Genomic DNA, 12,178 nt, shown 5'->3' on the forward strand with positions numbered 1-12,178 from the left:
AATTCCTGCTGGAGGAGTTGGGTCAGCGGTGAGCCTCGTACCGGTTGGCCAATGACATACGCCGGATAGCAGCCGCTTCTTCGTCGCTGAGCGGCGGCACTTCGGCGGCCGCGATGTTTTGCAGCAGCTGTTCGCGCGTGCTTGCGCCCGGAATGACCGCCGCGACCGCCGGGTGGCTGAGCGAATAGCGGATTGCCATCTGCGACAGACTCCGGTTCCCGCCCGTCAGCGTCTGCAACTGCTTCCTAAGCTGGATAATCTGCTCCGGCGAGTGGTTCAAATAACCTTTCTCCACTTTCTTGCCTTCCGCCAGTGCCCCGCTCGCGACCGGTCCTCTGGCAATCACGCTGATTCCGCGTTCCTGCAGAAGCGGCAGCACAGCTTCTTCCGCACGCCGATCGAGGATGCTGTACGGATTCATCACGCTGACGATCGACGACCGTCCGGCGTATTCCCGGATCACGTTCGGACGGATCGAAGAAATGCCGTAATAACGAATCACGCCTTCCCGCTTCAGCTGCTCGAACGCTTCGATCGTTTCGTCGATCGGATCGTCGAGCGTGCCGCCGTGAAGCTGGTATAAGTCGATATAGTCCGTGCCCAGCCGGCGCAGGCTTACTTTCACCGCGGACAGGATGTAAGCCTTGGAAGGATCCCACGTCCAACCCTCTTGACCCGGAATGCGCCGGTTGCCCACCTTCGTCGCCAGCACCACTTGATCGCGGCGGCCTTGAATCGCTTTTCCGACCAGTTCTTCGTTGCGCCCCGCATCGTATAAATCCGCCGTATCCAGCAGGTTCACGCCCCGTTCGAGCGCCTCATGAATGATCGATATCGCCTTCGATTCATCCGTGCCGAGCGTCATGCAGCCGAGTCCGATCTCTCCGACCATGAGCTCCGACGAGCCTAGACGGTTCTTTTTCATACCAGTCTCCTACCTTTCGATCACGATTGGTGCAGCAACCCTTTCCTATATCATAAAGCATTTGGCAGTTGATCACGAATCATCTGCCTCGCATCTCCCCCGAAGAGCGGCGGTTGGCAAAACTGCGCCTATAATTGTGACGGATTTTTCGCTATGCTGAGGGTAAAGCGATTCCAAATCCATGGGAATGGAGAGTTGGGCATGGGACTGTTCGCGAATGATTTGCTGAAGGATAAAGTGGTATTGATCACCGGCGGAGCCACCGGGCTCGGACGCGGCATGGGAGAAAAGTTTCTGGAGCTGGGAGCGAAGCTGGCGATTGCCGGCCGGCGGGAGGATGTGCTTCGGCAAGCGGCTGAGGAGATGGGCCGGGACGGCAAGGAAGTGTTCTTCCATCGCTGCGACGTACGCGATCCGGCTCAGGTGCAGGAAATGGTCGAAGCCGTGGAGCGGCATTACGGCCATCTCGACGTGCTGGTCAACAATGCGGCGGGCAACTTCATCAGTCCGACCGAACGGCTCTCTCCCCGGGCGGTCGACGCGGTGCTCGGCATCGTCCTTCACGGCACCTTCTATACGACATTGGAGGTCGGCAAAAGGTGGATCGCGCAGGCCCGCGGAGGCACAATGCTCAACATCGTGACGACATACGCTTCCTCCGGCGCCGGCTCCGGATTCGTCGTGCCTTCCGCCGCCGCGAAAGCCGGCGTCCTGGCGTTAACCCGTTCGCTCGCAGTCGAGTGGGCGCAGCACGGTATCCGCCAGGTCGCCATCGCGCCTGGTCCGTTCCCGACGGACGGTGCGTGGTCGCGTCTGGCCCCGACTCCCGAGCTGGAGCGGAAAATGCTCGACCGCGTCCCGCTTAGGCGGGTCGGCGATAAAGAAGAGCTGGCGAACCTGGCCGCCTATCTCATCTCCGACTACGCAGGTTACATCAACGGCGAAGTGGTCACGATCGACGGCGGAGAATGGCTCAAAGGCGCCGGTCAATTCAACGATTTGCTCGAGGTCACGGAGGCACAATGGGATCGGCTCGCTGAAATAACCCGCAAAGGGAAATAAGTCACGATTCGACAGGAATTTCGCGAAAGGAGTCGAATTCATGATAGTTAACGATTGATCAGATCTTGGAGGCCTCGTACGTGTCAATAAAAGCAAAGCTCTCACTGTTTATTTCCCTGATCGTAACCGTCATTCTGGCGCTCAATATATCGATCTTTTATTTTTCCACCAAGGCGGGCCTTCAAAGGAACGCCGAGCAGCAAATGGTCACGATCGCCAAACAGATCGGAACCTCTCTCGAATTGTCGGAACAATCGAGACGCTACATGGAAGACGCCGTCGGAGAAAGACTTCGCGCCGTGGCGATCGCAGCCAGTAAAGAATTGGATCCGCACGTGGGTCACGTGACGAAGGAGCAGCTGCGCGCGCTAAGCCTGAAGCTCGGCGTAGATCATATCACGCTTCTGGTCCGGACGGAGAACGACATCGTCGGGAGAAAATCGTCGGATCCGAAAGAGATCGGCATAAGCACGAAGACGTGGGATTACTGGTACAAAGCGTTTAACCAGCTGTTCGACCTGCAATACGTCGACATCCCGCAAGGACAGAAGCTTCGGAACTTTTGGTCCGGACCGATCCAATTCTCCACTTCGAATCCCTCGCAGGTCGACAAATGGGGCTATTATTACGACGGCACGACCGACTATATCATCAATCCGTATATTCACGCCGAGGAGCTTTTGCAGTTTTCGGACACGCACGGCACGAATGCGCTGATCCGCAAGCTGCTGGATGACAATCCCGACATCGTCGAGATCACCGGCTTTAACTCGGAGTTTTTCGGCAAACCTCCGATTATGAAAATCAAGAACGGCGTGCTCGTCCGCAATCTGGATGTCCGTGATATTGAGTTCGGGAATTATTCGTACAAAGACGAACTGGACGTCGCCAACGTCGAGCGCTCTTCGCAAACAGGCCAAGTGTTCACCACCGAAAGCATGGTCGGCGGCAAGCGTGTGCTCAAAAGCTTTATCCCGCTGAGCGAGGGAAAGAAGTACGTCGTCGGCGTCAGCTTCGACGGGAACGTCATCCGGCAGGATTTGAACCGGCAGCTGATCATTCACTGCGTCATCTCGCTCGGACTGGTTGTCGCCGCTTGGATTTCAAGCTACTTCATCGCCGGCTTCCTCATCCGGCCGCTCAATCAAATCGTGCGGCATGTGAACGAGATCGCGCAAGGCCGGTTTACCCGCAAAATCACCGTCCGCCGTCATGACGAGCTCGGCCTGCTCTCCTCCCGCGTCAACACGATGGCCGACAGTCTGCAGACCTATATGGGGCAGCTCATCGATACGGCCAAAGAGCTGCGCGGAACGAAGGAATCTTTGGAGTCTTTCTTTAATCATACGTCGGACGCGATACACGTTACCGACCTGGAAGGCCGCGTCATCCAGGTCAACAAAGCGTTCGAAAAAATGTACGGGTGGACCGCGGAAGAAACTTTGCACCAGCCGCTCATGATCATTCCGGAGGATAAACGCGGGGAGTTCGAGGAAATCAGCGTCCGCATCCTGAATGGGGAATCGGTCACCGACTATGAGACGGTGCGGGTCACCAAAGCCGGCCAAACGATCGATACAAGCATCACCGTCTCTCCGATCCGGAGCGAGAGCGGAGAAATCGTGGCCATCGCCGTCATCTCCCGCGACATTACCGCGAGGAAACAGACCGAGGAGCTGATCCGCCGTTCGGAGAAGCTCTCCGTGGTCGGGCAGCTGGCTGCCGGCGTCGCGCACGAAATCCGTAATCCGCTGGCGACGATCCGCGGGTTCGTCCAACTGATTCAAGAGCAAGGTGCGCTCGCCCAGCCCTATGATAAAATCATGCTTTCCGAATTGGACCGGATCAATTTTATCGTCAGCGAATTCCTTGTGCTGGCTAAGCCGCAAGCGCAAAACTTCGAATCCGCGGAGCTGCGCTCGATCCTCGACGACATTATTGTGCTGCTGGGTTCTCAGGCGATTCTGCACAATGTGGAGATCGTCCCCCGCTTCGCTTCCAGCATGCCGCCGCTCGTCTGCGAGGTGAACCAGCTGAAGCAGGTATTCCTAAACGTGCTCAAAAATGCGCTCGAGGCTATGCCGGAAGGCGGCAAAATCACGATCGATCTTTTCGAAGTTCCGGATGAAAATATGGTGGCGGCGCGGATTTGCGACGAAGGCGTCGGGATACCTGCAGACCTGCTTCCGAGGCTGGGCGAACCGTTCTTCACCAACAAAGAAACCGGAACCGGCTTAGGGCTGATGGTGTCCCAGCGAATCATCGCCAACCACAAGGGCAGCATGAAAATCGAGAGCGCTGTGGGACAAGGAACCTGCGTTGAAATCCGGCTCCCCGCGGCCGTTATCCCAAGAAAGGAGCAGGCTGGATGATAGAGTTCACCGCCTCTAAAGCGCAACTTGAAGATACCGATGCCGTGAAGCGATTGCTGGTCCGAACGGCGGAATGGCTGAAGAGCAAAGGCTCCACCCAATGGAGCGGGCTTCTTCACGGAGAAGATTACCACGATACCGCCGGAGCGATCCGGCGCGGAGACGTGTATGTGTTTCATGTGGGCGGCGTGCTGGCGGGGACGGTCATTTTGCTGCAGCAGCCCAGCGCGTGGGACCGCGATCTATGGGGAGACGAAGGGCATGAACCTTCGATCTACCTGCATCGGCTGGCGATCAACCGCGAGCTCGGCGGCACGGGTCTCGGCACCCGGATCATGCGCTGGGCGGAGACGGGCATCCGTTTTCCCGGCAAGGACCGTATCCGGCTGGACTGTATCGCGGACAATCCGGTGCTCAACCGCTTCTATTCCGGACTGGGTTACGAATTCAAAGGCACCGCGCCTACCGGCTTCAACCTGTATGAGAAGAAACTGTGACGGAATTCGCCGACTATGACGCTATATAACGGGGAATACTATCCGCGATTTTAGCGCCATGAGGGGGCAGTATGGTGAGCGACGAGCTGGAAGTGGATTCCGACGTCCGAGAAGACCGCGGGCGGGAAGCTTTGTTGGACGAATCGTTTAACAATTGGGTGACACGTAATATCGATCAACAAACTAGGCAGCAGATGGATCTCACGGATGTCCCGAACGGCAACGTATGGGACTCCGCGGACCGTGTAGACGGCGGTACATAAACAGAGGACCATCAGGGATCCGAACATTCCCTGACGGTCCTTTTTACGCTTCAAAGCCGGCTCCCCTTCTGCTGTAGTCCGAATTCGCCGAATTGCACAGCTATGCCCGCCGATTCTTCACTCTGTAGTCCGATTTTGCCCACTTAGACGCGCAAGTGATGAGTGCTATCAAGGAAAAGCGTCCATTAGCTGGGTTTTTTCGGATTAGAACAGATGTGATGGACGATACCGTAGCAGTAATTGGGCAAAACCTGACTACAGCAGCAGTGGATGCTCCGTTGCTGTAAAAATGTTACCCCTTCGTCCCGCCTTGCATGCCGAAGCCTTTGGACATGAACCGCTGCGAGAGTATATACAGCATAACCGACGGAATCGCGTACAGTACCGAAAACGCCGCCAATTTTCCGTAGTCCACCATTCCGTATTGCCCGAAGAACTGATAAAGCTTGAGCGAAGCCGGGAATTTCTCAGGTGTGTTCAGCAGAATATACGGGACGAAAAAATTGCCCCAGCTGCCCGAGAACGTAAAGATGGCGACCGTGCAAATGCCCGGAATCATCAAGGGCGCGACCACTTTGCGAATGCCGGCAAACACCGATGCCCCATCGACCCACGCCGCTTCTTCCATATCGTTCGGCACCGAATCCATGAAGTTTTTGAGCATCCATATGCCATAAGGCATCGCAGACGCCACATAAAACAAGATGACCCCGAAAATGTTGTCGTACAGCTTGAGGCTCAGGAACAATTGATAAACGGGCACCATCACGGCGGTAATCGGCAACGACGTCATGAACAAAATGGTCAGCATGAACGACTTCTTATACTTCAATTGATAGCGGGACAACGGATACGCCGCCAGCAGTCCGATGACCACCACGAGCAGCGCTTGTCCGAGCGACATGAGAAGACCGATCCCGAATGCGCGCTGATTGGGGCGGCTGCTGACGACGTCGATATAGTTGTTCGCGGTCACCTTGTGCGGCATTTTCAGGGACTGCATCGCGTTCGTATCGAGCGACGACACGAGCACCCACAGCAGAGGAAGCAGAAAACAGATGCCGATGAACGTTAAAATCGCGTATGGCATGATGCGGTAAATGATTTTGCGCTGTTTCGCATTCATACGATGTCTCCTTGTCCGATTACTCTTTCACCGAGCGAATATAGAACAAGCTCAGCACCACGCCCATGATGAGCAGGAGTAAGGAGATGGCGGTTCCGTAGCCGAGCTGATAATTGACGAAGGCCTGGTTATACATAAAAATCGGCAAAGTTGTCGTGGAGGTACCCGGACCTCCTCCGGTCATCGCGTAGATGAGTCCGAATACGCCGAGCGTCTGCAGGGTCACCAGCATGGCATTCGTTGTAATGGTTTGTTTGATATAGGGAAGCACGATCCGGTACAATATTTGCCACCTCGACGCGCCGTCCACAACCGCCGCTTCTTCGATCTCATTCGGCACATCATCTAGCGCCGCTTGAAACACGAGCATCGAGAATGCGGTGCCGTGCCAGATGTTGGCCAAAATAATCGTCAGCATAGGAACGGTATACAGCCACGTGACAGCCGAAATGCCGAAAAACTCAAGGATCATATTCAGCGTGCCTTCATCTCCGAAAAAGCTGTACAGACACAGTGCACACACAATTTCCGGCGTAACCCAGCCCGCCAGCACGACCGTACCGATCACACGCCGAAACGTTCTATTTTTATGCTTCATGAGTAAGGCGATGATGAATCCCAACACCTGCTGGCCGATGACGGCCGAACCCATCAAGAACACGAGCGTATTCCAAATGCTGATTCGGACGGTTGGGTCTTCCCACATATGAACGTAGTTATCGAATCCGATGAACTTCAATTCCTTCGCGGCTTCACCGGTCAGGGCCAAGTTCGTGAAGGAATACAAAAAGGTCAGCAAAATCGGATAAATGAAAAATACGAGCATGATGGCGATCGAGGGGAATAAAAAATAGAACCATGTGAAGTTTGTCCTTCTTCTTCTCTGATAGAGAACATTAGCCGTCACGCTGCTCATGCATCGCTCTCCTCCCGCGCGCGGTAAATAGCAAAAACCGCTTGCCCAAGCACACCTGCATCGCCGCAGGATCCGCTTGGGCAAGCTTGCTTCCTATTACTTCTCGACTATTTTATCCTTGCCGACAATCCGGGTGACATCCTGCGCATATTTCTTCGCGGCATTTTCCGGCGATGTGCCCGATGCGACCGATTCGACCATCGTCTGGATTTGCGTGGACACTTCCGGATATTTGTCCTGTGCGGGACGGAATTCCGCTTTCTGCAAAAAGTCCGTAGAGATTTCATTGAACGGCATCGCCGTATACTCCGGATCTTTGCCTACATCCGCGCGAACCGTAATGTTGCCGGAGGCGAGGATGAGCTTTTTCGTATTGTCTTTATTGAGCGCGTATTTGATAAAATCCCACGCCTCGTCTTTATGCTTCGCATTCGCCGGAATGGACAATGCCCAGCCTCCGGCAAGCGTGATGGCACCCGGGTCCTGGCCTTTGTTGGTCGGGAACGCCGTAAAGCCCAGCACGTCTTTGTACTCCGGCCATGGAGCGGCGCCGTTGGACAAGTAATTGCCCGCGATCCAAGAGCCGTCCAATGAGATAGCGAGCTTGCCTTGCGGCAAATATTCACGAGAGGAAGTATTGCCGGCCTGACCGTTCAAAACTTTGGACAACGGCGGACCGAGCTTCTCTTTGTTCACGGTCGAAACGAAATTCAGAGCATCGAGAATGCCTTGACTCTTCACGATCCATTTACCGCTGGCATCGTCGTAGAGCCGCTCGCCCGTTCCGTACAGCAGCATCTCATAGGTTTGCATGGAGGTGGCTTCGCCAGTGGCCTTGCCCATGTTCATCCAAATCGGAACGACGTTTTTCACTTTTTCTTTGACGGTTCTTGCTGCTTGGAGGACTTCATCCCAGTTTTTCGGATGCCAATCTTCCGGAAGACCGGCTTGCTTGAAAATCTGCTTGTTATACCAAAGTCCGCGGGAATCGGTGTTATAAGGCACGCCGTACACTTTGCCGTCGCTGGCCGTCACGCCCTTTTTCAACGCTTCGATGAAGGAACCGTTCGTCCAGTCTTCCCAACCGCTTACTCTGTCGTCCATCGGTGTCAGGTATCCCGCGCTGGCGTCGGAGTTAATCATGAAGGTGTCTTCCGTCACGATATCCGGCGCCGTGTCCGGCGACTTGAGCGCCAAGGCGATCTTCGCGAAGTAATCGCCTTCGGACGCCTGAATCGGTGTTTGTTTGATTTCGACATTTTTGTTCGGATAGCTGGCTTTCACTTCCTCGATCCACTTATACAGCGTTCCTTCTGGTCCCCGTCCGTCATCCCGGTATGTAATCGTGATTGTCGTCTTCTCTGCAGGTGTCGTCTCGCTCGGCGAAGCGGACGGACTCGGTTCGGCCGATTGGCTCGGCTCCGCAGAAGGACTGTTGGACGCCGGCGGGCTGCTGGCCTCAGAGTTGTTTCCTTTGCTGGAACAACCGGCGATTAGCAATGCGATACATAATAACGCCGAGGTGATGATCATCCATCTCTTTTTACTTCTAACCATGCTTTCCCCTCCTTTGCTGTTTCTCACCTTTCTTCCTCCTTTAACCAAATTTACAAGATAGTTAACAAGTAAATAGTAAAGGTTTACATCGGAATTTGTTGTCGATGCGTACTGCTGAAAGGATGGAACTATCGTCGAAACAACAAAAACCGGCTCCTATTTTCGGGAGCCGGCCGGCATGGATTTAATTTTATGAGATTAAAAAATACAAGAACCAGACGGCATGGTTTTGCTCGTCGGCGGCTATGCGTCTGAAGCTTTCTTTAATGAACGGGTCGCGAGCCTGATCCGAAGCTGCGAGATAGAAATCGACCGTATCCTGTTCATCCTTAAACGCAAATTGCAATCCCGCCCGATATTCGGCAGGACAGCTCTCCGTGATTTGCGGAACAGGCTGTCGACCGGTTAATACCGTGTAGATCTGCGAAAATATGTGAAAATGACGAATTTCATCTTGCCGGATTTCGAGAATCTGCCGACGCACTTCCTCATTTGGAGCCAAGCGGGCTAACCTTTCGTAGCACGAGATCGCGCTGTATTCCCCGTTTATCGCTTTTGTTAGGTTCTGAATTAACGTTGGATCCGCCTGCGGACGGAAATCATAACCGTAATCATACATACGAGCTAACCCCCATGGATAATGTCACTGCCAACATATGAGCAAAAATAGGCAGGTGTACATTGTCCACGGGCTCGGTTGAAACAATAACTCATCTCACCACATTGATTGATTTTCCCTTCAGGAAAGCCTCCACATTCTTCACGGCCGCATCCAGAAGTCTCTGCCTCGCTTCTTGGGTCGCCCAGGCGATATGGGGCGTAATCACACAGTTTTTCGCCGTCAGCAGCGGAGAACCGTTCCGCGGAGGTTCGGCCGACAGCACGTCGAGGGCGGCTCCTGCCAGACGTCCCTCGTTGAGCGCGTCCGCGACATCCTGTTCGACAAGCAGCTTGCCCCGCGAAGTATTGATTAGAAAAGCCGACGGTTTCATGCGCGACAACGCCCGGCGGTCGATCAGCCCCTCCGTGTCGGGAGTAAGCGGGCAATGCAACGACACGACATCTGACGTCTCCAGCACATCGTCCAGACTCGCCCACTCGATGAAAGCGTGCGGCGGAGCCCCTTCCATGCGCCTCGTATATGCCTTCACTTTCATGCCGAAAGCCGCCGCTATCTCGGCCGTTCGCGCGCCGATGCGTCCCATGCCGATGATACCGAACGTTTTGCCCGCCAACTCCAGCAGCGGTGTACGCCAATAAGAGAAGTCGATGCTGCTTGTCCATTCTCCCCGCTTCACCGACTCATCGTGCCGCCCGACATGGTGACACAGCTCGAGCAGCATGGCAAATACAAATTGCGCCACAGAATCGGTAGAGTAAGCCGGCACATTGGCGACGACAATTCCTCGCTCGGACGCTTCTTTCGCATCGACCACATCGTAGCCGGTCGCGAGCACGCCGATGTACCGCAGCCCCGGCAGCTCTGCCAAGGTTTCTTTCCGAAGCGGCGTTTTGTTCGTCAATAAAATTTCCGAACCCCGAGCCCTCTCGATAATCAGATCGGCAGGCGTGCGATCATATACCGTCACGTCCCCGAGCCGCTCAAGCCCACTCCAGCTTAAATCTCCCGGATTCAATGCATATCCGTCTAGTACGGTAATTTTCATTTAGCCTTTCACTCCACCGGCTGCAATGCCCTCGATTAAATAACGCTGGAAAAATACAAACATGACAAACACGGGAATCAAAGTAAGGAACGACATGCTGAACAAGGCGCCCCATGAGCTTTCCCCCATTGAATCCGTAAACATGCGAAGCGCCAGCGCGACCGTGAATTTGCGGATATCACTAAGATACAGCAGTTGACTGAAAAAATCATTCCAAGTCCATATAAACGTGAAAATGGTCGTGGTAATCAAAGCCGGCAGCGTGAGCGGAAGAATAACATACCCGAACATGCGGATCGGTCCGCAGCCGTCGATTTCTGCGGCTTGGTCCAATTCTCTGGGCAGTGATCGGATGAATTGCACGATGAGGAAAATAAAGAATCCTTCCGTGGCAAAGAACTTCGGCAGAGTTAAAGGCAGGTAGGTATTAATCCAGTGCAGCTTATTGAACATGATATACTGCGGGATGACGGTGACGTGGAAGGGAAGCATCATCGTCGTGAGCATGATGGCGAAAAAAGTGTTTTTCAAAAAGAATTTCAACCGCGAAAACGCGTAAGCAGCCATCGAGCAGGAAAACAAAGTGCCGATGATGGACAAAAGCGTGATATAAAAGGTATTTAAAAAAAACGTGCCGAAAGTGACGCCCGAGACGCCTTTCCACCCCTGAACGTAGTTATCGAGAGTAACTTTCGTCGGGATCAATGATGTATTTGTAAAGATTTCCGTATTGTCCTTGAATGAGCTGATGAGCATCCAGATCAGCGGGTACAGCATGATCAAGCAGCCGGCGATGATCGGGATATGATAGACCAGTCTGGCGCTTCCTCTGATGGGCACGAAACATCACCTCTACTCTTGATAAAACACCCATTTGCCGGATGACAGGAACATCAGCGCCGTGACGAACGCAATAATGAGCAGCAAAAACCAAGCCATCGCGGAAGCGTAACCCATCAGAAAGTGGGTGAACCCTTGCTGGTACAAATATAAGGTATAGAACAAGGTAGAATTCAGCGGCCCGCCGGTACCGCCGCTGACGATATAGGCCGGCGTAAAGGCTTGGAAAGCTGAAATGATATGCATGACGAGGTTAAAAAAGATAATCGGCGTCAGAAGCGGTGCGGTGATGTTCGAAAATTGCTTGAAGCGGCCCGCTCCGTCGATTCTGGCAGATTCATACAAGTCCGTCGGAATCTGTTTTAGGCCGGCCAGGAAGATCACCATCGAGGAGCCGAACTGCCAAATCGTCAAAATGATCAGCGTATACAGCGCGGTGCTAGGACTGGAAAGCCAGTTCATGCCCTCGATGCCGATCGATCCGAGCAAGCGGTTGACCAAACCTTCCGCTCCGAACAGTTGGCGCCACAAGAGCGCAATCGCGACGCTTCCGCCGAACAGCGACGGCAAGTAGTAGACGGCTCGGTAAATACGCAATCCTCCGATTCCGCGATTCAACACAAGGGCGATGAACAAAGCGAAAGAGAGCTGCAACGGCACGCCGATCAGCACGTATTTCGCCGTTACTTTCAAGCTGGCGATAAACTTTCTGTCGCCGAACATCTCTATGAAATTATTCATGCCTATCCAGTGAGGAGCAGAGAACATATCATACTGCGTAAAGGCCAGATAGAGGGAGAATCCCATGGGGAACGCGCTAAGACATACAAATCCGATCAGCCACGGACTAAGAAACAGATAGCCGACCCAGTTGTTTTTCACGAAAGTTCGAATGGCGTGCATAGCATCGCTCCTTCAACGGGGCCGAACGGAACCGTGTCGGCTCCGCTCGG

At 54.0% G+C, this 12,178-nt stretch carries 12 protein-coding genes; 4 read left to right on the forward strand and 8 right to left on the reverse strand.

Features of this window, described 5'->3' with window-relative positions:
• Positions 1–22 precede the first annotated feature (22 nt).
• On the reverse strand, positions 23–925 hold the full coding sequence (locus E5161_RS09665) for an aldo/keto reductase (protein ID WP_136777519.1): 903 nt from the start codon (positions 923–925) through the stop codon (positions 23–25).
• Positions 926–1,126: 201 nt separating this feature from the next.
• Between E5161_RS09665 and E5161_RS09670 the strand changes: the two genes are divergently transcribed.
• From E5161_RS09670 to E5161_RS09685, 4 genes are all read left to right on the forward strand, one after another.
• Positions 1,127–1,987, forward strand: coding sequence for an SDR family oxidoreductase (locus E5161_RS09670; protein WP_211246722.1), 861 nt, complete (start codon positions 1,127–1,129; stop codon positions 1,985–1,987).
• A gap of 80 nt (positions 1,988–2,067) precedes the next feature.
• Positions 2,068–4,359: a PAS domain S-box protein gene (locus tag E5161_RS09675; protein ID WP_169306658.1), complete on the forward strand. Its 2,292-nt coding sequence runs from the start codon at positions 2,068–2,070 to the stop codon at positions 4,357–4,359.
• Entirely contained in the window at positions 4,356–4,856 is a 501-nt protein-coding gene (locus E5161_RS09680; protein WP_136777520.1) for a GNAT family N-acetyltransferase, read from the forward strand. Before E5161_RS09675 ends, E5161_RS09680 begins: the two co-directional genes overlap by 4 nt.
• 74 nt (positions 4,857–4,930) lie before the next feature.
• A complete protein-coding gene (locus E5161_RS09685; protein ID WP_246042169.1) occupies positions 4,931–5,119 on the forward strand; it encodes a hypothetical protein in 189 nt (62 codons plus the stop codon).
• Positions 5,120–5,411: 292 nt separating this feature from the next.
• Here the strand turns inward: E5161_RS09685 and E5161_RS09690 are convergent, their stop codons facing one another.
• The 7 genes from E5161_RS09690 to E5161_RS09720 form a co-directional block, all read right to left on the reverse strand.
• Complete coding sequence (locus E5161_RS09690) at positions 5,412–6,245, reverse strand: carbohydrate ABC transporter permease (protein ID WP_136777522.1); 834 nt, start codon at positions 6,243–6,245, stop codon at positions 5,412–5,414.
• 19 nt (positions 6,246–6,264) lie between these two features.
• The gene (locus E5161_RS09695; RefSeq protein WP_136777523.1) at positions 6,265–7,161 is read right to left on the reverse strand and encodes a carbohydrate ABC transporter permease; all 897 of its coding nucleotides are present in this window, start codon (positions 7,159–7,161) and stop codon (positions 6,265–6,267) included.
• Positions 7,162–7,257: 96 nt separating this feature from the next.
• Positions 7,258–8,718, reverse strand: coding sequence for an ABC transporter substrate-binding protein (locus E5161_RS09700; RefSeq protein ID WP_246042170.1), 1,461 nt, complete (start codon positions 8,716–8,718; stop codon positions 7,258–7,260).
• 190 nt (positions 8,719–8,908) lie between these two features.
• Positions 8,909–9,337, reverse strand: coding sequence for a ferritin-like domain-containing protein (locus tag E5161_RS09705; RefSeq protein WP_136777524.1), 429 nt, complete (start codon positions 9,335–9,337; stop codon positions 8,909–8,911).
• Positions 9,338–9,428: 91 nt separating this feature from the next.
• Positions 9,429–10,385, reverse strand: coding sequence for a D-2-hydroxyacid dehydrogenase (locus E5161_RS09710; protein WP_136777525.1), 957 nt, complete (start codon positions 10,383–10,385; stop codon positions 9,429–9,431).
• A complete protein-coding gene (locus E5161_RS09715; protein WP_136777811.1) occupies positions 10,386–11,162 on the reverse strand; it encodes a carbohydrate ABC transporter permease in 777 nt (258 codons plus the stop codon).
• A 75-nt stretch (positions 11,163–11,237) separates the two neighbouring features.
• Positions 11,238–12,128 carry a carbohydrate ABC transporter permease gene (locus E5161_RS09720; protein WP_136777526.1) on the reverse strand — a complete coding sequence of 297 codons (891 nt, stop codon included), beginning with the start codon at positions 12,126–12,128 and terminating at the stop codon, positions 11,238–11,240.
• Positions 12,129–12,178 lie beyond the last annotated feature (50 nt).

Source organism: Cohnella pontilimi, from assembly GCF_005049045.1.
GTDB classification, from domain to species: domain Bacteria; phylum Bacillota; class Bacilli; order Paenibacillales; family Paenibacillaceae; genus Cohnella; species Cohnella pontilimi.